Source organism: Streptomyces sp. NPDC052043, assembly GCF_044548235.1.
In the GTDB taxonomy this organism is placed as follows: domain Bacteria; phylum Actinomycetota; class Actinomycetes; order Streptomycetales; family Streptomycetaceae; genus Streptomyces.
Map to the genome: position 1 here is coordinate 12,836 of NZ_JBIUBT010000001.1, position 24,397 is coordinate 37,232.

The 24,397-nt window shown below is 73.9% G+C and carries 17 protein-coding genes; 8 read left to right on the forward strand and 9 right to left on the reverse strand.

The window, feature by feature from the left end:
- From ACIHCX_RS00090 to ACIHCX_RS00125, 8 genes are all read left to right on the forward strand, one after another.
- A complete protein-coding gene (locus tag ACIHCX_RS00090) occupies nt 1-2,076 on the forward strand; it encodes a GTPase (protein ID WP_400025087.1) in 2,076 nt (691 codons plus the stop codon).
- A gap of 233 nt (nt 2,077-2,309) precedes the next feature.
- On the forward strand, nt 2,310-2,777 hold the full coding sequence (locus ACIHCX_RS00095) for a single-stranded DNA-binding protein (protein WP_400025089.1): 468 nt from the start codon (nt 2,310-2,312) through the stop codon (nt 2,775-2,777).
- 208 nt (nt 2,778-2,985) lie between these two features.
- A complete protein-coding gene (locus tag ACIHCX_RS00100) occupies nt 2,986-4,365 on the forward strand; it encodes a Cys-Gln thioester bond-forming surface protein (protein WP_400025090.1) in 1,380 nt (459 codons plus the stop codon).
- Nucleotides 4,366-4,542: 177 nt separating this feature from the next.
- On the forward strand, nt 4,543-4,743 hold the full coding sequence (locus ACIHCX_RS00105) for a hypothetical protein (RefSeq protein WP_400025091.1): 201 nt from the start codon (nt 4,543-4,545) through the stop codon (nt 4,741-4,743).
- 107 nt (nt 4,744-4,850) lie between these two features.
- Nucleotides 4,851-5,156, forward strand: a complete 306-nt coding sequence (locus ACIHCX_RS00110; RefSeq protein ID WP_400025092.1) for a hypothetical protein — start codon at nt 4,851-4,853, stop codon at nt 5,154-5,156.
- A gap of 137 nt (nt 5,157-5,293) precedes the next feature.
- A complete protein-coding gene (ettA, locus tag ACIHCX_RS00115) occupies nt 5,294-6,958 on the forward strand; it encodes an energy-dependent translational throttle protein EttA (protein ID WP_400025093.1) in 1,665 nt (554 codons plus the stop codon).
- Between the two features lie 9 nt (nt 6,959-6,967).
- Nucleotides 6,968-7,414, forward strand: a complete 447-nt coding sequence (locus tag ACIHCX_RS00120; RefSeq protein ID WP_400025095.1) for an acyl-CoA thioesterase — start codon at nt 6,968-6,970, stop codon at nt 7,412-7,414.
- Entirely contained in the window at nt 7,411-8,352 is a 942-nt protein-coding gene (locus tag ACIHCX_RS00125) for a hypothetical protein (protein WP_400025096.1), read from the forward strand. The genes ACIHCX_RS00120 and ACIHCX_RS00125 overlap by 4 nt, the downstream gene beginning before the upstream one ends.
- A 10-nt stretch (nt 8,353-8,362) precedes the next feature.
- Here the strand turns inward: ACIHCX_RS00125 and ACIHCX_RS00130 are convergent, their stop codons facing one another.
- From ACIHCX_RS00130 to ACIHCX_RS00170, 9 genes are all read right to left on the reverse strand, one after another.
- Nucleotides 8,363-9,322 carry an ABC transporter ATP-binding protein gene (locus ACIHCX_RS00130; protein ID WP_400025097.1) on the reverse strand — a complete coding sequence of 320 codons (960 nt, stop codon included), beginning with the start codon at nt 9,320-9,322 and terminating at the stop codon, nt 8,363-8,365.
- A gap of 85 nt (nt 9,323-9,407) precedes the next feature.
- Nucleotides 9,408-12,152: an ABC transporter permease gene (locus ACIHCX_RS00135; RefSeq protein ID WP_400026543.1), complete on the reverse strand. Its 2,745-nt coding sequence runs from the start codon at nt 12,150-12,152 to the stop codon at nt 9,408-9,410.
- A gap of 1 nt (nt 12,153) precedes the next feature.
- A complete protein-coding gene (locus ACIHCX_RS00140; protein WP_400025098.1) occupies nt 12,154-15,423 on the reverse strand; it encodes an FtsX-like permease family protein in 3,270 nt (1,089 codons plus the stop codon).
- 152 nt (nt 15,424-15,575) lie between these two features.
- Nucleotides 15,576-15,980: a globin gene (locus ACIHCX_RS00145; RefSeq protein ID WP_400025100.1), complete on the reverse strand. Its 405-nt coding sequence runs from the start codon at nt 15,978-15,980 to the stop codon at nt 15,576-15,578.
- A gap of 102 nt (nt 15,981-16,082) precedes the next feature.
- The gene (locus ACIHCX_RS00150; RefSeq protein ID WP_400025101.1) at nt 16,083-17,321 is read right to left on the reverse strand and encodes an FHA domain-containing protein; all 1,239 of its coding nucleotides are present in this window, start codon (nt 17,319-17,321) and stop codon (nt 16,083-16,085) included.
- Nucleotides 17,322-17,414: 93 nt separating this feature from the next.
- Nucleotides 17,415-18,761 (reverse strand): VWA domain-containing protein, encoded by a 1,347-nt coding sequence (locus tag ACIHCX_RS00155; RefSeq protein ID WP_400025102.1) that lies wholly within the window; start codon nt 18,759-18,761, stop codon nt 17,415-17,417.
- A gap of 135 nt (nt 18,762-18,896) precedes the next feature.
- On the reverse strand, nt 18,897-20,540 hold the full coding sequence (locus ACIHCX_RS00160) for a PP2C family serine/threonine-protein phosphatase (RefSeq protein ID WP_400025103.1): 1,644 nt from the start codon (nt 20,538-20,540) through the stop codon (nt 18,897-18,899).
- Between the two features lie 3 nt (nt 20,541-20,543).
- Nucleotides 20,544-23,078 carry a tetratricopeptide repeat protein gene (locus ACIHCX_RS00165; RefSeq protein ID WP_400025104.1) on the reverse strand — a complete coding sequence of 845 codons (2,535 nt, stop codon included), beginning with the start codon at nt 23,076-23,078 and terminating at the stop codon, nt 20,544-20,546.
- On the reverse strand, nt 23,075-24,388 hold the full coding sequence (locus ACIHCX_RS00170; RefSeq protein WP_400025106.1) for a hypothetical protein: 1,314 nt from the start codon (nt 24,386-24,388) through the stop codon (nt 23,075-23,077). Before ACIHCX_RS00170 ends, ACIHCX_RS00165 begins: the two co-directional genes overlap by 4 nt.
- Between the last annotated feature and the right edge of the window lie 9 nt (nt 24,389-24,397).

Consider the following 24,397-nt stretch of genomic DNA (forward strand, 5'->3'; position numbering starts at 1 on the left):
GTGACCGCCATCACTGACCAGAACCTGACGGAACCCACCGATCAGACGGAGGGCACCGTCCTCACGGACGGAGAGACGGACGCGAGGGCGAGCAGGGAGAGTACGGGCAGCGAGCAGACGCGCTCAGAGAACTGGGCCCGGGACCGGGCGGCAGACCCCGGGACCGAGGACGGTCACGGCGCCGAAGGGGTGCCCGAGGCCGGAGAGGCGCAGAGGCCGGGCAACGCCGAGGGCCACCGGATCCCCGGGGCGGCCTCCGAGCCCTCGGTGACCGAGCAGGTCGGCACGGCGAAGGAGGCCGGCGTCGGCCACGCGCGCGTGCGGCACGACGGCTGCGACGCGCGCGGGACGGACGACGACGCACCGAACCGTGCGGAGGCCGACGGCGCCTGGGACGACGGGCTGATCGCGCGCCGTGTCAACGAGACGGCCCCCGCCGAACTCGTCCCCGTGGAGCCCCGGATCGCCCGGCATTCGGCCGTGCCCCCGCTGGCGTACGACGGACCGCTGCGGTCCCGGCTCGACGCGCTGCGCGAACTGGTGGGCCTGTCCCGCACCCGGCTCGACAGCGGCACCCTCGCGGAGGCGGGCCGTGTCCTCGACGAGGCCGCGACGCGACGCCGGCTCTCCGGGCAGCACACGGTCGTCGCCATCGCGGGCGCCACCGGCAGCGGCAAGTCCCAGCTGTTCAACGCCCTCGCCGGCGTCGCCATCTCGGAGACCGGTGTACGGCGGCCGACCACCGCGGCGCCCATTGCGTGCAGCTGGAGCGACGGCGCGGCCAGTCTCATCGACCGGCTCGGCATCCCGGGGCGGCTGCGCAGGCGTCCGGTGCAGGCCCAGGACGCCGACCCGCAGCTGCGCGGCCTGGTCCTGGTCGACCTGCCCGACCACGACTCGGCGGCCGTGCAGCACCGCGAGCACGTGGATCGCATCCTGCGGCTCGTCGACGCCGTCATCTGGGTCGTCGACCCGGAGAAGTACGCCGACGCCGTCCTCCACGAGCGCTACCTGCGGCCCATGGCCGGCCACGCGGAGGTCATGTTCGTCGTCCTCAACCAGGTCGACCGGCTGCCCGGCGAGGCCGCCGACCAGGTCCTCGACGACCTGCGAAGGCTGCTCGACGAGGACGGGATCGCCCTCGGCGAGTACGGCGAGCCGGGCACGACCGTGCTGTCGCTGTCCGCGCTCACCGGGGACGGAGTCGGTGAACTGCGCGAGGCACTCGGCCAGTTCGTGGCCGAGCGCGGAGCGGCGGTGCGGCGGATCTCGGCCGACGTGGACGCCGCCGCCCAGCGCCTGCGGCCCGTCTACGCCACCCGGTCGAGCGCCGGGCTCAGCGAGGAGGCGCGCGAGGAGTTCGCCGCCCGGCTGGCGGACGCGGTGGGCGCCACCGCCGCCGGTGAGGCGGCCGAGCGGGCCTGGCTGCGCAACGCCAACAAGGCCTGCGGCACGCCCTGGCTGCGGCTGTGGCGGTGGTGCGGGAGCCGGCGCCTGGCACCCACCGGACGCCTCGTGCTGCGCAACCAGCAGGACGAGGAGGCCACCGCGCGGCAGCGGGTCGAACACGCGGTACGCACGGTGGCCGACCAGGCCTCCGCCGGCATGCCGCCGCCCTGGGCGCAGGCCGTGCGCGAGGCCGCCGTACGCGGTGCGCAGGGGCTGCCCGAGGCGCTGGACCAGCTGGCGTCGCGGGCCGGACTGCCCCCGGGGCGGCCCCCGCGCCCCGGCTGGTGGCCGCTCGCGGTCCTCGTCCAGGCGGCGATGACGATCCTTCAGGTGGCCGGCGGCCTGTGGCTGGTCGGCCAGATCGCCGGGGTGACGGCGCCGAACCTGGGTTTGCCCGTGCTGATCATGCTCGCCGGCATCGTGGGCGGACCGCTCGTGGAGTGGAGCTGCCGGATCGCGGCGCGCGGGCCCGCACGGCGGTACGGCCAGGAGGCCGAGCGCCGCCTGCGGGAGGCGGCCTCGGGGTGCGGCCGGGCCAGGGTGCTCGATCCGGTGGCCGCGGAACTCCTGCGGTACCGGGAGGTGCGGGAGCAGTACGCGCTGGTGAGGGGAGCGGGCGTCGGATAGAGGCCGGGCAGACAAAGGTCGGACAGCAGGGGGGCTTCGCCCACAAGGGTGAGGGAGTTTTCCACCGGCAGGCGGTGGTCCACAGGGCTCGGCGGGCTCGGCCCGGACGGAGGCAGTCTGGTTCCGCGGCGATCGCGACATACGCGGTCGCCGCGGCAGACGCAGCCGTACGGGACGGGCCCGTACGCGTGTCCGCCCGGACCGAGCGGCCGGGCGAGGGAGGGGTTTCGACGATGAACGAGACGATCGTCTGCACCGTGGGGAACGTGGCGACGCAGCCGGTGCACCGGGAGCTGCCCTCGGGCGCCTCGGCGCGGTTCCGGCTGGCGGTGACCTCGCGCTACTGGGACCGGGAGAAGAGCGCGTGGACGGACGGCCACACCAACTTCTTCACGGTGTGGGCCAACCGCCAGCTCGCCGCCAACGCGGTGGCGTCGCTGACCGTGGGCGACCCCGTCATCGTGCAGGGCCGGCTGAAGGTGCGCACCGAGACCCGCGACGGCACCAGCCGGACCTCGGCGGACATCGACGCCCTGGCGATCGGTCACGACCTGGCGCGGGGCACGTCGGCCGTCCGACGCACCGTCAGGACGGACCACCGGCCCGCGAGTCCGCCGCCCCAGCCGGAGCCCACGTGGGAGACGGCCCCGGCGGACACGGAGTCCCCGCGGCCGCCGGAGCCGGTCGCGGCGGTGTGCTGAGGTGATCTTGGCGATAACGATTGCGATTCGGATCTGTCATCTGACGATATGACAGCGAAGTCCCGGTGCGAGGGCTTCATAGGATGCCGGACACAGCTCTCTGGGCTTGTCTCTGGGCTTGAAGATTCTGCTGGTGGGACCACACCCCCACGTCAACGGGTCCTGCTCGAAGGGGAATTCTGTGTGTGCTTGGTACTCTGCGCCGTCCGTGCGCAGGCGGGGGGCGGCCCGGCTCGCCGCCGCCACCCTGGTCTCCGGATTCGTCGCCGCGGGTGTGCTGGCCGCCGCCGGACCGGCCGCCGCCGACGGTGTGCCGCAGAGTCCGGGTGGCGCGACCGCCACCATCGGCGGCCTGAAGACCTACGGCACCGCCGTCATCCATGACGACGGCGGTGACCACCAGGTCTCCGCGGGCCTGTTCGAGATGTCCGTCGACGGCGGCGGGACCCTGCAGACGTACTGCGTCGACGTGCACAACCCCACGCAGCGGGATGCCAAGTACCGCGAGACGTCCTGGAGCGGCACCTCGCTGGTCACCAACAAGAACGCCGGGAAGATCCGCTGGATCCTGCAGAACTCCTACCCGCAGGTCAACGATCTCGCGGCGCTCGCCGCCAAGGCCGGCGTCGGGAGCCTCACCGAGCAGGACGCGGCGGCCGGCACCCAGGTGGCCATCTGGCGCTACTCCGACGGAGCGGACGTCGACGCGGTCGAGCCGCGGGCCGAGAAGCTCGCCGACTACCTGGAGAAGAGCGCACGCGCCCTGCCCGAACCGCGGGCCTCGCTCACCCTCGACCCGCCCGCCGTCTCCGGTCACCCGGGCGAGCGGCTCGGCCCGGTGACGGTGCACACCAACGCGAGCAGCGTGACCCTGACACCTCCCGCGGGCGCCGCCACCAGCGGCGTGCGGATCGTCGGCAAGGACGGCAAGGAGATCACGTCCGCCAGGGACGGCAGCCAGGTCTTCTTCGACGTGCCGGAGGACGCCGGGGACGGCTCGGCGACGCTGACCGCACAGGCCTCCACCACGGTGCCGGTCGGCCGCGCCTTCACCTCCGACAGCCGCAGCCAGACCCAGATCCTGGCCGGCTCCAGCGAGTCCACGGTCGCCGCCACCAGCGGCGCGACCTGGGCCGTCGGGGGTGCGATACCCGCCCTGTCCGCGGTGAAGAACTGCGCCAAGGGCGGCCTGGACATCACCGTGGCCAACAAGGGCGACGAGCCGTTCACCTTCGAGCTGATGGACACCCGCCACACCATCGCCGCGGGCGCGTCCGAGACGATCACCGTCCCGCTCCAGGAAGACCAGGCCTACGACTTCACGATCACGGATCCCGGCGGTCACGCGCAGCGCTTCGCCGGCGTCCTGGACTGCCGGATCCAGGGCAGCCCGAGCGGCGCTGTGACCCAGACCGTCGGCGAGCCCAGCCCCGTCACGGCGGGTGGCGGCACCTCGCCCGACCCCAACCTCGCCGAGACCGGCGGCACCAGCACCACCCCGCTGATCGCCGCCACCGGCCTCAGCCTGCTGGTTCTGGGCGCCACGGCCCTGAGCATCGTCCACAAGAGGAAGAGCGCCGGGAACTGACCTAGCGTGGAGGAGGACACCGAGCGGATGCCCGGCACCGGCCGTTGAACGGGATGTGACATGACCGTGCGCGCGAGCAGGACAGACTCCGACACAGCGCCTGCCGGCGCACCGGCTCCGATCACGAAGCCCCACGGCGCCCGCGCCGCGGCCGAACGGGTCCTTTCCGGTGATGCGGTGACCGTCTCCCTGGGCGGTCTCCGCATCGAACTGCCGCCGCGGGACCAGCTCGCCTACCTCGTGGGCCTCGGCCTGCTCACGGCGTTCGACGTCATCGAATGGCCGGTCGCGCTCGCCATCGCCGTCGGGCACGAACTGGCCCGCAGCAGCCGCGGCAAAACCCTGCGCGAGTTCGGCGACGCCCTGGAACAGGCCTGAGCGCACGCTCGACGTTCGGGGGACGGCCGGACGGCCGGATAGTGATCACGCTGTGACCTGTGAGTACTCTGCATGGAAGCCGTGATCACTACGGTTCAACCGCGCCAGTGAACGACGATGTGACCACGGATCACGACCGTCGGGACGACGACAAGCGGAACGTGACGCTCGACGACGACTTCGTCACCAGCGCCACGGTGAAAGAGGGCTCCGCGGAAGAGGGCGCCGCGCCCGCCCCGAAGCGGGTGTGGCCCCGGAACACCGCGCTGGCCGTGGCGGCGGCCGCGCAGGCTCCCCCGCCCGAAGCCGCCCCGCCGGCCCTCGGGCTCCACCGCCGCGCGCCGGACAGTACGAGTCGTAGCAGTGGTGCCGCCGCGACAGCGCCCAGGGCACTCGGCAGCGACCGACAGTGACAGACGAGCCACCGCCGTCACCAGCGAAAGCCCAGGTCAGCGCGCTCAGAGCTAACGGGTTTCCGCGTAGGGGTGGCGGTACGGCAAGATGGGGTGTATCTGCCCTTGCCTGATTTCAAGCTGCCGGACGGTTTCTCTTGGCTGAGTTCATTTACACCATGCGCAAGGCGCGCAAGGCGCACGGCGACAAGGTGATTCTCGATGACGTCACCCTGAGCTTCTACCCAGGGGCGAAGATCGGTGTCGTCGGCCCGAACGGTGCCGGCAAGTCGACCGTGCTGAAGATCATGGCAGGGCTGGAGCAGCCGTCCAACGGTGACGCGTTCCTGTCACCCGGTTACACCGTCGGCATCCTGCTGCAGGAGCCTCCGCTGACCGAGGACAAGACGGTCCTGGAGAACGTCCAGGAGGGCGTCGCCGAGATCAAGGGCAAGCTCGACCGGTTCAACGAGATCGCCGAGCAGATGGCCACCGACTACTCGGACGCGCTGCTGGAGGAGATGGGCAAGCTCCAGGAGGAGCTCGACCACGCCAACGCCTGGGACCTCGACGCCCAGCTCGAGCAGGCCATGGACGCCCTGGGCTGCCCGCCCGGCGACTGGGCCGTCACCAAGCTCTCCGGTGGTGAGCGCCGCCGCGTCGCGCTGTGCAAGCTGCTGCTCGAACAGCCCGACCTGCTGCTCCTCGACGAGCCCACCAACCACCTCGACGCCGAGTCGGTGAACTGGCTGGAGCAGCACCTGGCCAAGTACGAGGGCACCGTCGTGGCGGTCACCCACGACCGGTACTTCCTGGACAACGTCGCCGGCTGGATCTGCGAGGTGGACCGCGGTCGCCTCCACGGCTACGAGGGCAACTACTCCAAGTACCTGGAGACCAAGGCCACCCGCCTCAAGGTCGAGGGCCAGAAGGACGCCAAGCGGCAGAAGCGGCTCAAGGAAGAGCTTGACTGGGTGCGGTCGAACGCCAAGGGGCGGCAGGCCAAGTCCAAGGCGCGTCTGGCCCGCTACGAGGAGATGGCCGCCGAGGCCGACAAGATGCGGAAGCTGGACTTCGAGGAGATCCAGATTCCGCCGGGCCCCCGCCTGGGCAGCATCGTCGTCGAGGTCAACAACCTCAACAAGGCCTTCGGCGAGAAGGTCCTCATCGACGACCTCTCGTTCACGCTGCCGCGCAACGGCATCGTCGGCGTCATCGGCCCGAACGGCGCGGGCAAGACCACGCTGTTCAAGATGATCCAGGGCCTGGAGCAGCCGGACTCCGGCAGCATCAAGGTCGGCGACACCGTCAAGATCTCCTACGTCGACCAGAGCCGGGCGAACATCGACCCGAAGAAGACGCTGTGGGCCGTCGTCTCCGACGAGCTGGACTACATCAACGTCGGCCAGGTCGAGATGCCGTCCCGGGCGTACGTGTCCGCGTTCGGCTTCAAGGGCCCGGACCAGCAGAAGCCCGCCGGCGTGCTCTCCGGCGGTGAGCGCAACCGCCTCAACCTGGCGCTCACCCTGAAGCAGGGCGGCAACCTGCTGCTCCTCGACGAGCCGACCAACGACCTCGACGTCGAGACCCTGTCCAGCCTGGAGAACGCGCTCCTCGAGTTCCCCGGCTGCGCCGTCGTGGTCTCCCACGACCGGTGGTTCCTGGACCGCGTGGCGACGCACATCCTCGCCTACGAGGGCGACTCCAAGTGGTTCTGGTTCGAGGGCAACTTCGAGTCGTACGAGAAGAACAAGATCGAGCGGCTCGGCCCGGACGCCGCCCGGCCGCACCGTGCCACCTACAAGAAGCTGACCCGGGGCTGATCGAAGCAGATGCGCCACATCTACCGCTGCCCGTTGCGCTGGGCGGACATGGACGCGTACGGCCACGTCAACAACGTGGTGTTCCTCCGCTATCTGGAGGAGGCGCGCATCGACTTCCTGTTCCGTCCGGACAAGGATTTCCAGCAGGGGTCAGTGGTGGCGCGTCACGAGATCGACTACAAGCGCCAGCTCGTCCACCGGCACGCGCCGGTGGACATCGAGCTGTGGGTCACCGAGATCAGGGCGGCGTCCTTCACCCTGTCCTACGAGGTCAAGGACGGCGACCAGGTCTACGTCCGCGCCTCGACGGTGATCGTGCCGTTCGACTTCGAGGCGCAGCGTCCGCGGCGGATCACCGCGGAGGAGCGCGAGTTCCTCGAGGAGTACACCGACGACGCCGGCGCCGGTGACGACACCGCGGACAAGGGCGACAAGGAGGAGGCCGTCGCCGCATGACGGACCTCCGCCTCGCCGACGAGACGGAGGCGGCCGACCTCGCCGCCTTCCTCTCCCGGCTGCTGCACTACGACCGGTCCGCCGCGGTGCGCCTCCAGGCGGCGGGCACGGCGCTCGCCGTCTTCGGACGGCCGGCGTCCTTCGAGGTGCTGGCGGTGCGCGCGGTGCGGCTCGCCGAGCCGTACCGGAACGCGCCTGACGCCGTCCTCGACGTGACCGTCTCCGCCGGTGAACTGCTGGAGTCCGTCGACGAGTCGGCGGCCACGGCCGTCGTTCCCGCGCCGGTGACCGGTCCGCCGTGGGCGGGCGTGCTGCCGCCGCGCGGCGGCTGGCGGACGGAGCCGGGGCTGCCCCCGGCCGGGGCCCTGGGCGCTACGGTGGCCGCCGCCGTCGCCGAGTTCCGCTCCCGTACAGGGGAGTTGGCGCAGGAGCATCGCACGCGCGCCGAACTCGACCGGATCGGGCGGGAGATCTGGTCCCGGCTGGTCGGCGAGACCCAACTGCCCGTGCGCGCCCTACACGCGGCGCAGTCCCTGCGATTCCTCAGGCCCCCCGCGGCGATGGGCGGGGAGGGCCCCGCAGAGCCCCCCGTGGCCGTTGGCGGGGAGGATTCCGCGAGGCCCCCGGCGGCTGTTGGCGGGGAGGATCCCGTGAAGTCCCCGGCGGCTGTTGGCGGGGAGGATCCCGTGAAGTCCCCGGCGGCTGTTGGCGGGGAGGATCCCGCGAAGCCCCCCGCGGCCGTTGGCGGGGAGAACTTCGTGAAGTCCCCGGCGGACTTTGGCGAGGAGGACTCCGCGAAGCCCCCGGCGGCCGTTGGCGGGGAAGGTCTCGCGTTGTTGTCGTCGGGTGCGTGGCTGAGGTTGCGGACCCCCTACGGGTCGATCGCGGTGCGGCGGGCGGACGCCGGGCTCGGCGCTCTGGGCGTCAGCGTCCGCTGAACGCGGCGGCTCAGCCCGCCTCGCTGTCGTCCGGCCGCACCGCGATGTGGTCGGGCTCCAGCTCCAGCGCCACGCGGTCGCGCATGCCCAGCGCCCGGGTGTACTCCGCGGGCAGTTGCAGACGGCCGGCCCGGTCGAGCATGGCGTACTCGCGGCTCACCAGCATCTCGTCACCGGTCGCCGCGTCCACCTCGCTACGGCGCAGCACCTCGGTGGAGGTGCGGCCGTCGCGGATGGCGACCGTGCGGCGCACCTCGCCGGCGACCGCCTGGTCGTGGGTGACGATGACGATGGTCGTGCCCAGACGCTCGTTGGCGGTGCGGAAGGCGGCGAAGATCTGCTCGCCGGTGTGGGAGTCCAGTTCGCCGGTGGGCTCGTCGGCGAGCAGCACCGCGGGATTGTTGGCGAGGGCCACCGCGATCGCCACGCGCTGCTGCTGGCCGCCCGACATCTGGTGCGGGCGGCGGTCCCGGCACTCGCCCACCTCCAGCAGCTGAAGGAGCTCCACGGCTCGTTCGGCCTTGGCGCGGCGGCTTCGCTCACGGGATCCGGACAACTGCATGGGCAGGGCGACGTTCTGCGCCGCCGTCAGGTACGGCAGCAGGTTGCGGGAGGTCTGCTGCCAGACGAAGCCGACGACCTCGCGACGGTACTGGAGCCGGTCCTTCGCGGTCATGGCGAGCAGGTCGCGTCCCGCGACCCGGGCCGCGCCCGCCGTGGGGGTGTCCAGGCCGGCGAGGATGTTCATCAGGGTGGACTTGCCGCTGCCGGAGGCGCCGACCAGGGCCATCAGTTCGCCCTCGCGGACCAGCAGGTCCAGGCCCTGGAGGGCCTGGACCTCCACGCCGTCGGCGGTGAAGATGCGGACCAGGCGGTCGCAGCTGATCAGCGCGTCGTGGCCGAAGGCCGGGCGGGTGCGGTTCGCGGCGGCGCGCTCGGCCAGGTCGGCCAGGGTGGGGTTCGTCGTCATCGGGGCTCTCCTGCGCGGCGGCTACGGCGGCTGTGACGGCTACGGCAGTTGTGGCGGTCGGGGCAGCCGTGGCGGTCCGGTCGGTTCATCTCGCGTCCCCCGCTCTCAACTCCCGCACGGATCCCCTGCGTCCCGTCCACCACGCCTGGCCCATGGCGATCCCGACGGTCAGCAGCAGTACCGCAGCTGCCGGCAGGGCCAGCGAGAGCGGGTCCGTCCGCAGCGCGCTCCCGCCGGCGGACGCCCCCGACGACGGCAGCGCGATGGCCGTCAGGTCGACACCGGGGGAGAGGAGCAGCACGGTCGCCCAGCCCGTCAGGGCTCCGCCCGCCGCGGCGAGCAGTGCCTGGGGCAGGGACTCCAGGACGAGCAGGCGGCGGCCCTGCGCGCGGGTGAGGCCCATCGTGCGCAGGCGGGCGAGCAGCGCGGCACGCTCGGGCGCGGCACGCAGCAGGGCGAGCAGCAGGGCCAGGACGGCGTAGCCGGCTCCGGCGGCCACCGCCACGGCGTAGACGCGCTCGGCACCGGACTGGAGGGGCGAGTCGACGTACTGCGCCCGCTCCTCGGAACGCAGGTGCAGCGACACCGACTTGCCCACCGTCCGGCGCAGGGCGCCGCCGTCCAGGTGGCCGCCGGTCAGCAGCAGCGTGTTCGTACGGGCCGCCTCGCGGTTCAGCCCGGCCCGGTCCACGACCAGGAAGCCGCTGCCGAGCACGGCCGGGGTCCGCTCCCGTACGGCGACGATCCGGACGGTGACCTCGGTCCCGTCGCCCAGCGTCACCGCGAAGGGCTTGGTGCCGTACGACTCGGCGAGCGAGGGGGAGGCCAGTGCCGGCAGCGGGGCCCGGGAACCGCCGGCCGGCCGCCGCACCTGCTGCTCGGGGAAGGCACCGAGCCCGGTGCTCCGGGCCAGGGACGCGTAGGACGCCGGGTCGACGCCCGCCAGGGTCAACCGGGTCAGGCCCGTTCCCGCCTTGGCCTGGGAGTCGACGCTCACTTCGGTGAGCTCCCGCACGCCCGGTGTCCGGCGGACCCGGTCGGCCAGGTCGGCCGGCAGCGCGGTGTCCTCGACGCGGGCGTCGGCGCCGACGGCGAGGAGGGCCGCCTCGTCGCGGGCCCCGGCCACGCCCGCCAGCACCGAACCGCCGAAGGCGGCGGTGGTGAGCGCGGTCAGCAGCGCCAGCAGGGGCAGCACCGCCGAGGCGGAGGAGCGGCCCGCGCGCGCCAGGGACAGATGGCCCACCGCGCCGCGCAGCCGGCCGGCCGGACGCATCAGCCAGCGCAGCGGCAACGGGTACAGACGGACCAGCACCAGGGCGGCGATCACACCCACCAGCACCGGGGCCAGGGAGACCAGTTGGTCCCCCGAGGCGCCGGCATCCTCCGACGGCCCCGAGACCCCGTGCCGCCGCAGCGCCTCCACCGCTCCCGCCGCGATCACCAGCAGCGTCAGCTCGGCGACCGTACGGCGCCGGGAGGGACGTACGGACACCGCGTCCTTGCGCGGTCCGTGGACGCGGACCGCGCGGTGCGCGACCAGCGCCCGCACGGGCAGCGCGGCGCAGGCGACGGCGGTGACCGCAGCGGCCGCGAGGACCGCGTGGCTCAGGCGGCCCTCGGGGACGGCGAGCAGGGCCGCCCCGAGGCCGAGCGCCCCGGCGGGCACGGCGACCACCGCCGTCTCGGCGAGCAGCCGGCCGGCCAGACCGGTCAGGGAGGCGCCGCGGGCGCGCAGCAGGGTGAGTTCGGAGCGGCGGCGGTCGGCGGCCAGGCCGCCGGCCATCAGCAGGACGACCGCGGCGACCGTCGCGCTGCCGAAGGCGGCGACCGCGACCAGCGGGCCGATGCCGGACCTGAGGCGGCCGTAGGAGACGAGCACGTCGTCGAGGTCGGTGTTCACCTGTGCGGCCGGGTCGGTGGCCGTGCGCACCTGTCCCAGGCCCGGCCCGGACTTCAGGGCGGCGACGGCGGAGTTCAGGCCGTCGAGGTCGTGGGCGTGCAGGGCACGGGTGTCGGGGGCGACCTGCCAGTAGCGGACCGGCTGTCCGTCGGTGCCCAGCATGGCGGGGGCCGCCTCGGGCGGGAGCAGCAGGGCGAAGTACCAGTACCTCCGCGATTGCGGGTCGGCCGGGTCCGAGGGGACCAGCGCGGGGGTGCGCGTCAGGGGCTGCGTCGCCCAGTACGCGCCGTCGGGCTCGCGCGGTGTCAGGATGCCGGTGATCCGCACGGCCAGCGGGGAGCGGGACACGCCGGGTACGTGGACGACCGAGCCGACCTCGATGTGCAGGCTCTTCGCCGTCTCGGCGGTCACGGCGCCCTCCACCTCCGCGGTCGCCGCCGTCACCTCGCCGTTCGCCCGCGGCAGCCGGCCCGTGCGCACCGAGGAGTGCGCGGCCAGTCCGCTCTGCGCGACCAGGCGCATCGTCGCGGGCAGCCCGTAGGGCCGCGGGACCCAGGGGTCGGGGACGATGAGGTCCTTGCCGGTCAGCACCCCGTACGCCGACTGGCCGGGATCGGCGGCGAGCGGTCGTTCGACGGCGCCGAGGACGGCGGCCTGCTGGCGGCCCATGACCGGCGGGCGCAGCGCCTGTTCCCGTTCCCGCTGCGTGAACTGGAGGCCGGGCTGCGGAGCGTACACCTGCAGGGTGGTGCGGTTCGGGGTCGCCCGGTCGACGGCCCGGACCAGGCCGGCGTCCTCGTACCGGTCGAGCGCGCGCGGGAACGCGGCCGCCAGGCACGCGGTCAGCGCGACCAGCAGGGCGAGGGCGGCCGCGGCACCCGGCGCGGTGCGCAGGCGTACCCGGACCCAGGCGGGAGTGACGGCGTTCAGCTCACTCACCTCCGCGGTCTCGAAGGGACAGCGCCGGGTCGGGCCGGCGCAGGGTCAGCACCGCCGTGACGACGAGCGGCGCGGCGGCGACGGCCGCCAGCAGCAGGGCCACCCGGGCGACCGGCAGTTCGACCAGGACGGTCGGCATCGGTTTCGTGGCCTGCCCGGTCAGGACGATCAGCGGGATCACCGCCCGCGTCAGCACGGTGCCCAGGGCGACGCCGACCACCAGTGCCAGGGCCAGCAGCACGCCCTGCTCGGCGGCCAGCGTCCGCGCCAGCCGACGGCGCGGGGCGCCCAGGGCGCGCAGCACGGCGAACTCGGCGTCCCGTTCCCTGAGCGCTCCGGCCGCGCTCACCGCGAAACCGACCGCGGCCAGCGCCGCGGCGACCACGGCCGCCGCGGTGAACGCGGCCGCGGGTCCGGCGCCGAACGGGTCGTCGCGCAACTGGGCGGCGATCTCCTCCCGCACGATCACCTGCGTCGCGGCGATGTCGGGCTGGGCCCGCAGGGCCGCGGCCACACTCGCCGCCTGGCCGTCGTCGGTGCGCAGCCACCACTCGGTGGGCCCCGCGCTCTGGCCGTGGCGCTCCTGGAGCAGCCGGTTCACCGACCGCAGGTCCATCAGCACGCCTCCGCCGTCGTGCGCCGTGGCACCGCTCTGGTCGGCACCGGTCGTGGTCGGCAGCTCCCGTATTGCGTGGACGATCCGGACCGGAACGTTCTGGCCGCCGAAGGTCACGTCCACCCGCTGCCCCTCGTGTGCGCCCGTGGAGGCCAGGAAGCGGTCGGTCGCCAGGGCGGCGACCTCCGGCTGTGCGGGCTGCGCGACCTGGAGCCGCAGGGTCAGCGTGGCCGTCGTCCAGCGGTCGTCGCGCGGCACGTAGCCGGTGTCGTAAGAGACGGTCAGCGGGCTGGAGGACGTCACGGTGGGCGCGGCCGGCGTGTTGTCGCCGGAGGGGGTGGGGTCGGAGTCGGTGGTGGCCGAGGTCGCCTTCCAGTTCGTCGGCAGGCTCAGGCGCCGTTGTGCCCCGTCGGCACCGGTCGCGGTCGCCTCGGAGAGGGTGAGGCGGTGCCGCTCGGCATGGTCGACGGGCTGGGGCAGGGTCAGGTCCAGGCCGGTGAGGACCAGGGGGCCCGCGGTGGCGGGGAGGTCCAGGTCCAGCGGGTGGGGGCGGCCGTCGGCGGGCAGCGCGCCGAGCGGCAGCCGGTACGGGACCCCGTGACGGTCCTCGACGGTGGCGGCGACGTCCGCCGACCTCCCGGCACCGGCGCCGCGGATGCCGGCCGTCAGCCGCAGCCGGGCCGTTCCGGCGGGCACCTTCAGACCCGCCGTCGGGCTCTTGGGCGCGAGCCCCGCCAGCAGCGGCCGTACGGGCTCGGACGCCAGGTCGGGGCGCATCAGCATCGTGTCCCCGGCGTTCGCGGTGTCCAGCGCGAGCACGGTCGCGGTGCGGTCGCCGGACAGCGGCTGCGTGGTGCGGACGGCGGGGGCGGCGGCGCGCACGTGCGGGAGGGCCGCGTACTGCTCGGTGCGGCCGAGCTCCCCCTCCCCGGCGGCCAGCACGCGCACCGGCGCACCCGCCTCGAAGTCGGCCTGGTCGTCCTGCGAACGGTCCCAGGAGGCGCCCTGACCGATCGCCAGCATGCCCAGCGCGATGGTGAGCACCAGCAGCAGCACCGGCCCGGCCCCGCGCATCGGGCGGCGGCTGAACTGCCAGCCCGCCAGCGCGGCCGACAGTCCGCGGCCTCCGGTCGCGCGGCGCTCGGCCAGCCGGGCCACCGGCGGCAGCAGCCGCAGGGTCAGCACCGTTCCCGCCAGCAGGGCCAGCGCGGGCGCGGTGACCAGCAGCGGGTCGATGCCGAGCGCGCCGGTGAGGTCGCCGCCGACCGCGCCGGAGGGCTGCCGGTTCAGCTGCCAGTACGCCACACCGGCCACCGCCAGCAGCCCCAGGTCCGCGCCGGCGCGTAGCGGCGCGGGCAGCGTACGGGCCCGCGAGCCGGTCGTGAACGACGAGGTCAGCGCGGGCAGCGTCACCGCCATCGCGCAGCCCAGCGCCACGGCCGCCGCCACCAGCCAGACCCCGGGCCGCCCGATCGCGGACACGTCCGGGTGCAGTCCGATCCGGGCCAGGGCGCCCCGCCCGGCCAGCAGCCCGGTCAGGGGCCCCGCCAGCAGCGGCGCGCAGGCCACGGCGGGCACGGCGAGGAGCAGCGCCTCCGTGGCCGCGAGGCCCGCGATCCGGGCACGGGAGCCGCCGCGGGCCCGCAGCAGGCGGGTCTCCCCGGCGCGTTCGGTGCTCAGCAGCCGGGCCACCAGCAGCAGCGCGTACCCGGCGAGCAACGCCAGCTGGAGCACGGCGATCAGCAGGGTGGAGCGGGCCACGAGCAGGGAGCGGTCGATCCGGTCGAGGACGTCGGGCAGCGAGGACGTCACCGCCGGTGAGCCGCTCACCGCGGTGGACTTCCGCAGGGCCGCGGCACTCTCGCGCACCGCGTCGCGCAGCGCCCCGATCCGCCCGGTCGTCAGCGTGGAGAAGTCCGCCGACGCCTGCCACGCGGTCTGTCCCGCGCTCACCCGGCCGCCGGTGACGACGGCGGAGTCGGTCAGCAGCGGCCCGTACATCGTGAAGCCGACCTTGCGGACGCCGCGGCCGCCGAGTTCGTCCAGCTGCCAGTACGGCGCGTCGGCGTGGGCGGGGCGGTAGAGCCCGGTGATCCGCACCTGGGCCTTTCGGCCGCCGAGGCGGTCGGTGAGGGTGAGCCGGGCGCCGGGCTTCAGCCCGAGGCGCTCCGCGGCGGTCTGCGGCAGCGCGACCTCGAGGTCACCCGTCGCCGTCTCGCGGGGCAGGCGTCCGGAGACGAGCCGCACCTGCGTGGGGTCCATCGCCGCGAAGTAGGTCAGGTCCGGGTCGCCGGAGCGTTCCGCCGGGGGCCGCAGGGACAGGGGCAGACCGTAGGGGCCGGAGCGCTCCAGGGTGCGCACGGTGACCGGCAGCCCGTCGAACGACGTGCGGGTCTGCTCGCGTACGGCGGCGTCGGCCGACGCGCGCGCCTCGGACGGCGTGTAGGCGCGGACCACCAGGGTGGCGTCGGCGGCGTTGCGCGGGTCCCGCAGGGAGTGGCGCAGCGCCGCGTCGCCGATCGCGCCGGAGTAGGCGGTGAGCGTCGCCAGTACCGCTGTGGTCAGCAGAACCGTGAGCAACGCGGCGGCCAGCAGCAGCCGGTGCGCCCGCGCCCGCAGCAGGACGAATCCCGTGAACCCCGCCACCCGGCTCCCCCTGCCGTTGTCCAGACCTTTTCGGTGATGTTGTCAGAGGGGACACGGCCCGGGTAAGCGTTGGTGGGTGGACTTTGACCGGATCGTGATCGGAATCCGGCGCCGAACGACCGGAATCCGGTAGTCAGGTGCTCAGCGGTGGCTCAGTCGGGTGTGTTCACCATCGACGCCGCCGCGTACGTCAGGTAGTTCCACAGCGTCTGCTCGTGCTCCTGGGACAGGCCGAGCTCGTCGACGGCCACCCGCATGTGCCGGAGCCAGGCGTCGTGCGCCGCCCGGTCGACCCGGAAGGGCGCGTGCCGCATCCGCAGCCGCGGGTGGCCGCGCCGCTCGCCGTACGTCGTCGGACCGCCCCAGTACTGGATCAGGAACAGCCTCAGCCGCTCCTCGGCCGGTTCCAGATCCTCCTCGGGATACATCTCCCGCAACTCGGGGTCCCCGGCCACCCCCTCGTAGAAACGGTGGACCAGTCGGCGGAAGGTCTCCTCCCCGCCGACCTGCTCGTAGAAGGTCTGCTCCTGAAGCGTGCCGCGCCGAATCTCATTCACCCGTCCATGCTCTCAGACGGCAGGACGAGGACCGGAGGCCTAGGTCCTGCCCGACGACAGGGCCGCGGACCACCGGTCCCGACGTGTTCTGGACGAGAGGCCCTAGCCGCGCCTGACCGTGATCGTCGTCCACGCGCCCACGTGCACGCGGTCTCCGTCCTGGAGGGGGATCGGCACGAAGGGCTGGATGGGGTCCTCCGAGCCGTTGACCGTGGTGCCGTTGGTCGAGTTCTGGTCGACCACCGCCCAGCTGCCGTCGGGCTGCTGGACCAGCACCGCGTGCTGGTGGGAGACGCCCGGGTCCTCCGGCGGGACCGCCAGGTCGATGTCGGGGGTGTCGCCGGTGGAGTGCCGGCGGCGGCCGATGGTGACCTGGTTGCCGCTGAGCGTGCGCTGCTGCTCGGGCGAGTACGCGGGCAGGTTCAGGCCCGTGGCCTCGGGGCCGGAGCGCTGCATCATCGCCATGAAGTAGTCGCGGTCCGGACCGACCGTCGCCGTCCAGGTCGCGGGCTGCTGCGGCTGCTGCGGAAAGGCCGGTCCCGGCGGGGCCTGGGTGGCACCCGGCTGCGGGTAGCCGTAGCCGCCCGCCTGACCGGGACCGGGGGCGCCGGGACCGGACGGACCGGCGGACGACGGCGGGGAGATCACCCAGTCGTCGTCACCGCCGTGCTGCGGCCGGCCCGTCTCCTGCGGGAACGCCGGCGGAGCCGGCGGGCCGGGCTGCTGGAACGCCTGCGGGGCACCACCGGGGGCACCGGGCGGCGGCGGAACCGGCCGGGACGGGTCGGTGCCGAAGTTGGGCGGCCCGGGGCGGCCGGGGGGCTCGGTGCCGAAGTTCGGCGGGCCGGGGCGGCCGGGGGGCTCGGTGCCGTAGGGCGGGGCGTGCGGGATCGGTTCGGCGGGCCGGTTCATCTGGGAGGGCCGGGAGCCCTGGTACTCGAACGAGTCGCCGCCGTAGGCCGGGCCGGGCGGCTGCGGGAAGCGCGGGCCGGAAGTGGGGCCGGACGCCGGCGGAGCGGCCGGCGTGTACGAGGTCGCCGTGTTCGTCAGGAAGTTCCACCGGCACTCCTCGCAGAACGGCGCGCCGCCCTCGCGGGGCGTACGGCACTGCGGGCACAGCTCCGGCTGGGAGTCCGGTACGGCGGACAGATGCGGGCGCCCGCCGGGCATGCCGGGCGCACCCGGCTGTCCGGGGCCGCCGGGCCCCGGCGCGGGCGGGAAGCCGTAGCCCCCGACCGGGGGTGGCGGCGGAGGCGGAGGCACGGCACCGGCCATGCGGTGACCGCACACCTCGCACCAGTCGTCGGATCCCGACTGATGTCCGTTCGGGCAGGTCGGCATGTCGGCGCTTCCCCCTCTCCTGTTCCGGCCGGTGCGGCCGGATTTCTCCAACCCCGAGGGGCCGGGCTCGTCGTCTTCCGCGGTCGTCCCGCGTTACCTCTTCACACGAACGGTCTTGGTGGACCGGGTCTCGAGCGTCATCTCGTCCGCCTCTTCGACCTTCGCTTTGAGTCGCACAGTACCCGTCGCGGCGTCGACCACGTCCACCACCTTCGCAAGCAGTTTCGCAGTATCCGCGTTCCCTGAAGCGCCGGCGAGCTGAACCGCCCGGCCCAGTTTGGCGGTTGCTCCGTCGAAATCGCCCGCTTTGCGAAGGTCGAGGCCCTGTTGGATGGCCTGTGCCAGTTCGGCCTGTCCGGTGTAGTGGGCCACCTGCGGATTGATCGAGGTGGAGGCGGCCATGTCGTCGGTCCACACGGCCCGTACCAGGCCCTGGGCGCCGAGGTTCTGCACCGTCCCGTCGGGTTGGGGCACCACCAGCGAGACCCGGGCGGCGAGCATCTCCTGTCCGATGCCGGCCGCGGGCACCTCCACACAGACGTGGTAGTCGCGGGACTCGTCCCCCCAGGAGCCGGTGGGATAGTCCCCGGCGCGCGGGCCCGCCTCGGTTCGCCGGTCGGTCAACTCCTCCACGGACGGGGCGACTTGCTTGACGAACTTGATGGTCGTGCCCACCGGCGTCCACACCCGCAGCCGGACGTCCGCGACCTCCTTGCCCATCGCCGTCTCCATCATCCGCGTGAAGTCGGCGGCCAGGCCCGCCGGGTCGGCGACGATGTCGGCGGTGCCGAGCAGCGCGGAGGCGATCTGTGTGACTTCTTTCACTTCCCAGTCGGTGCCCACGCCCCGCGCGTCACACGTGAAGCGTCCGGCGCAGTCGTCGAGGGCCTGCCTGAGGTCCTCGGGCGACTCGTGCTCGTTGCGGCCGTCGGTGAGCAGGATGCCGTGCCGGATGGCGACGTCGGCCGAGGACAGCAGCCGGTCGGCCAGCCGCAGCCAGGTGCCGATGGCCGTGCCGCCGCTCGCGCTGAGCCTGCGCAGCGCCTGCTTGGCCTGGTCGCGGGTGGTCGCGTCGGCGACCGCGAGCCGGCCGCCGCCCGGGTAGACCTCCTTGGCCACGTGCGTGCCGCCGATCACCGCGAAGTGCACGCCGTCGCGCAGGGTGTCGATCGCGGCGGCCGTGGCGTCCCGGGCGTTGCGCATCTTGGTCGGCGGGTAGTCCATCGAACCCGAGCAGTCGACCATGATCGCCACCGCCGCGGACGGTCCCTCCCCGGGCGTGTACAGGTGCGGTGCCGTGACCGCACTGCCGATCGTGCCGCCGCCGGTCGCGGTGACCGTGGCGATCGCGTTGACCTCCCGGCCGCCCTCCGGCAGGTACTCGTTCTGATACACGTCCACCGAGAACTGCGGCACGCTGGACTTCGAGAAATTCGCCATGTCTTCCCAGATCCCCCTCTGGACCCCGCGAACGGGGGCGACGACTGTGAAGGGACCGGCCCCCGCCGGTCCTCGGAGCTTTCCGCGCCGGGGACTCGGCCGGGGGTGTCCGTCACCCGCCCCGGCGTACGTCCCTCAGGCCGATCCTGCCCCCTGCGGCGCGGCCGGGAACGGCAGGACGGCCACTGTTACGTTGTCGTGGCCCCCGCCGTCCAGGGCGTGGCCGACCAGGACCCGGGCGCTGTGCAGCGGGCGCACGGCGGCGTCGAGGGGGACGGCGTCGGCCATTTCCTGTGCCGTCTCGGCGTAGTTCCACAGCCCGTCCGAGCACACCACGACCACTCCCGGCCGGTCCGGCTTGAACGAGGCGGTGTGCGGCTCCAGTTCGTAGGCGTCCGCGCCGAGCCAGCCGGTGATCGCATGGGCGCGCTGATCGGCGTACGCCTCCGCCTCGGACATCAGGCCCGCGGAGACCATCTGCGCGGCCCACGAGTCGTCCTCGGTGAGCCGGGCCGGGGGCGCGGTGCGGTCCACCGGCACCCAGTAGGCGCGGCTGTCGCCGACCCAGCCGACGACCAGCAGTCCGGGGGTGACCACCGCGCCGACGAACGTGCAGGCCGGCGCGTTCTGGTGGGCGGAGTGCCGGCCGGCCGGCGCGGGCTGTCCGGCGAGCGCGTCGACGGCCTGCGCGGCGGCCACGATCGCGTCGTGCATGGCCTGCTGGGGGTGGGTGCCCCGGGGCAGTGCGGCCAGCAGTGACTCGCTCGCCGTTCGTGAGGCGGCCAGGGAGGCCTCGTCGGGGCGGGTCGCGGAGGACACGCCGTCGCAGACGACCGCCGCGAGGGCGGGCGAGCCGTCGGGCAGCGTGGTGCGGCCGAGGGCGAAGGCGTCCTCGTTGCGGTGGTGGCGCAGGCCGCGGTCGCTGACGGCGGCGATCGGGCCCGACTCCTCTTCCATGTGGTCGCGTTCGCGCGGCTGGGCGTGCCCGCAGTTCTCGCAGTAGCCGTCGCTGTCGACGCGGCCGGCCCGGCAGGCCACGCACGTCGCGGCGGCCTCGCCCGGGGCGCCCTCGCGCGCGGCGTCGGCGTCCGCGTCGGCGGGCACGCGCGGATCCGGCGCCTGCAACGGGTACTCGTCGGGCTCCGCCGGCCGGTCGAGTCGCACGCCCGAGGCGGGCGCCTCGGAGAGCGGCGGCTGCCCCTGACTCTGGCCCGGCTGCGGCTGCGGCTGCGCCGAGGTCTGCGGCCGCGGTTGCGGCGGCTGGGCGGTCGGCTGTGGCTGGGCCGCCGCCTGGGCCTGGGCGGATGGCTGTGGTTGGGGCTGCGGCTGGGGATGCGGCTTGGCCGCCGCCTCCGGCTGCCGCGGGGACTGCTCCGCCGGGTGCGGCTGCTGCACCGCCGCCCGGGCCCGGTCCTGAGCCCGGTCCTGAGCCTGGGCCCGGGCCTGGGTCTGGGCCTGCGGCTGCCGTGCCGGTGCCGGCAGCGGGGAGCCGCTGGAGTCCGTGCCCGGCAGGTCCGTCGGCAGGTGCAGCCGCGGTGGGGCCTCGGAGGCGTCCGGGTGCGGTGCGCGCGGCCACACGGCGTCGTCGGCACGCTCACCGGGGCCGGCCGGGCGCGGCACCGCGCCGCGGTCCATGGTGAGCGTCGGCGCGTCGCCCGGTCCCGCGGCGGCCGCGGACAGGTCGTACCCGCACGCGCCGCAGAAGCGGTCACCCGTTTCGAGCGGCTCCGCACAGCTCGGGCACTTCGGCAGCGCGGCCTGCTGGTGCATCTGCGACATCAACTACACCCACGTCCGGGGGCGGTAACGGTTGGCACGTTCCACCAGGTCGATCCTCTCCTCGCCACCGGGCGCCAGCCGGGCCAGCGTGCGGTACGAACGCTCCAGGCCGAAGCGGAGTCCCCGCTCGTCCAGGTCGCTGCCGAGCAGCACCCGTTGGGCGGCCGGGTCGGTGGCCCGGCCCCCGGAGAGTATCCAGTCCAGGGCACAGCCTAGGACCTCCGCCGACAACCGCTCGCGCCGTGCCGGGTCCAGACCGTAGGCCTGGAGTGCCTCGACCTGCCCGGAGGCGGCCGTCAGATCGTCCAGGAACGGCGTGTCGGACGCCGCCGCCGTACGGTGCCGCAGACGCGCCCGTACGGCCGCCACGCGCGCCGCCGTGTAGTGGATGGAGGACTCAGGAACGGACTCCAGGGTCCGAACCGCGCCGTGCCGGTCGCCGGTGGCGAGCCGCACGCGGGCCAGGCCGAACGCGGCGCTGACCTGGCTCGGATCGGTCGACCACACCAGGCGGTAGTACTCGGCGGCGTTGTCGAGCTGGCCGAGCACCTCGGCGCACAGGCCGAGCGCCAGCTTCGGCGCGACCTCACCGGGGAAGGCGTCGTAGACCGCGTCGAAGGCGAGGGCCGCGTCCTCGTGGTCGCCGGTGACCAGCGCGGCCAGGCCCCGGTACCAGACGACCCGCCAGTCGTCCGGGTGCCGCTGCTCCAGTTGGCGCAGTACCTCCAGCGCCGTGGCCGGTTCACCGGTCTCCAGGCGGGCGCGGACCTGGCGCAGCCGGGTCTCGGCCGACTGCGTGGGCACCGCCGCGAGCGCGTGCGCCAGTTCCCCGGGCGCGGACGTCAACAGGCCCGCCAGAAAACCCGCGTTCGGGTCACCCGGGTCGACGTGCGGGACCGGCAGGGCGAGCGACGCGGCCTGCGTGTCGACGGGCTTGACGAGCGCCGGGGGAGCCGGGGCGTCCGGCGTGTTCGGAGCTCCGTGGCCGTGCGCGGTACCGGCCGTGAGGGCCGGGGCCGAACCGCGCGAGCGCGTCGCCCGCGCCCCCAGCCGGGACACGTCCCCGTCCAGCTTCGGGAACAACTCCGTGTCCGTCACTCGAAGTTCCGGGCCGAACAGGGTCGAAAGGGCCGGCCGTGCCCGGCCGGTCTGCAAGGACACGACCTCCCGCAGCACGCCCGTGAGCTGCTCGGACATCTCCTGCGCCGAGGCGAACCGGCGGGCCGGGTCGGGGTCGGTGGCACGGACCAGCAGCCGGTAGAAGGACTCGTACCGGCGGAAGACGTCGATGTTGTCGGGGTCGGGCAGGGAGTCCGCGAAGACGTTCGTGTAGCCCTGGAAGTCGAAGGTGAGGACGGCGAGCGTACGTCCCACCGTGTACAGGTCGCTGGCCACCGAAGGGCCGACCTCGGCGACTTCGGGCGACTGGTAGCCGACCGTGCCGTAGATGGCCGACTCGTCGTCGTCCATACGGCGCACCGCGCCCATGTCGATCAGCTTGAGCTGGTCCTCGGTCTGGATCGCGTTGTCGACCTTGAAGTCGCAGTACAGCAGGTTGCGGCCATGCAGATGGCCGAGCGCCTCCAGGGCCTCGATGCCGTAGGCGCAGGCCTGTTCCACCGGCAGCGGATCGCGTCTGCCCTCCGGGTTGCGGCGGGAGTTGGCGATCTCCTTCAGCGACTTGCCGCCGACGTACTCCATCACGATGTAGCCGTCGAGGGAGCCGGTGCGCTGGTCGAGGTGCTCGACGAAGTTGTAGATCCGCACGATGTTGGCGTGCTCGATCTCGGCCAGGAACCGCCGCTCGGAGATCGCCGCCTCCATCGCGTCCTGGTCGCCGGTGTCCAGCAGGCCCTTGAGCACCACCCAGCGGTCGGACACGGCCCGGTCCACGGCGAGGTAGATCCAGCCCAGGCCGCCGTGCGCCAGACAGCCCACGACCTCGTACTGGCCGTGGACGATGTCCCCGGCCCTCAGCTTGGGGACGAAGGAGTACGGGTGCCCGCACTTGGTGCAGAAGCCCTCCGTACGGCCCGGGCGGTCCCCCCGCGCGCGCCCGACCGGCCCCCCGCAGTCCGAGCGCGAGCAGAACCGCTTGCGTTCCGGCACCTCGGGGTTCTCGAGCACCATCGAACGCGGGTCGGGCCGCGGTACCTGCGGCACCTGCACCAGGCCCGCGCCCAGCCGGCTGCGGCTGGAGGAGCCCGACGCGGAGCCGGAGCTGCGCACCGACACCGAGCGGCCGGTCGCCCTGCCCGACAGCGAGCGCGAGAGCCGTCCCGACACCGAGCGGTGGGACCGTGAGGAACCCGTCGACTGCGACGACGTACGCGAACTGCGGGCGCTGGAGGACGAACGGCCGCTGCCCGCCGAGCCCCTGCCGCCGACGGCGACCCCGGTGGGCGGCGACCCCACCGAGCCGGTCGCGGACACGACCGGCGCCAGACCACACGTGTCGCAGTACAGCTCGCCGCCGCCGACGTCCTCGTACGTCCCGCCGCAGTCCGGCCGCTGACAGGTCTGCCCCGCCTGACTCATGGCTCCCCCTGCCGTCCCTCGGACCCGCCCTGACCCGGCACCCGGGAGCCGCCGAGCAGTTCGGCCGCCGCCTGCTGGTAGCGCCGCACCGCCTGTTCGGCCACCCGCAGGTCGCAGGGCGCGCTCCACAGCATGCGGCGGGCCGCGTCGTACCGCTCGACCAGCAGCGGGTCCTCCGCCAGGCCGTGCCGGGCGACCTTCGCCTTGTACGCGTCCAGCCGCCCGCGCAGCTCGGCACGGACCGCCAGCGGCGCGGTGACCGCTGTCAACGACTCACGGGCACGCTGGAGTTCGTCATCCGCCTTCTGCTCCAGCGATTCCAGCAGCGGCGACAGCCGGTGCCACCGGGCCTGCCTGCGGTACTCGGCAGCCGTCGCCAGCTGCTCCTGAAGGACGGTCGGCGGACCGCTGACCACCGGCACCTCCGTGGCGGCGATCTTCGCCAGCACCTCGCCGCGCGCGGTGCGCGCCTCGGCGAGCGTGCGGTCCGCGCGCGAGAGCACGTCCCGCAGTCTGATCAGCCGCTGCTCGGCGTCCTGCCGGACCCCGAGCACGGCCTCGATCTCCCGGCGCACCTCGTCCAGGGCCCGCGCCTGACGGTCGTACACCGTGGTGTCCGGCCGTCCGCCGCCCGGGGCCGAACTGCCCTGCGCGGGCGCCCAGAAGGCGAGCGGATCGGAGATCACCTCCGCACGCAGCCGCGTCAGTGTGCGTGTGACGTGCTCCAGGTCGTCGCCCGCCGGGTGCTCGCCGGGGCGGACGCCGACCGAGTGCGCGAGCCGGCGGGTGCGCTGGAGTTCCGCGGCCAGCAGATCGATCCGCGCGGGCAGCGCCGACCAGACCGCGTCGGCGGCGACCACCATGTCCAGACCGGTCGCGTACAGCTCGTTCATCCGCTCCACCAGCGTGGCCAGGGAGAAACTCTGGCTCAGCCGGCCCGGCCCGGGCAGCGCGGGCGCGGCGGCGGCGCCGGGGACGGTGACGGACTCGCCGCGCAGCAGCTCGGTCAGCTCCGCCAGGTCCTCGCGGCTGGACCAGCGGCGGCGGGCGCGGATCTCACGGGCGGCGCGCAGGGCGCCGCTGTAGGTGTCGAAGTACGCCCACAGCAGGGTGATCGACGCCTCGGTGGCCGCCCAGCGTTCCTTGGTGACACCGGTCAGCTCGGCGCCCTCCAGGAGTCTGCGGCCCGCGTGGTCCTGAAGGGCGAGCAGCGAGGTCTCGATGGCCTCGTGCTCCGCGCCGAGCCGCGCCAGCGCACGGTCCACCTCGTCCCGGTCCATCACCGGCCCGGCGGGGTCCGTGACGCCCATCGATCACCT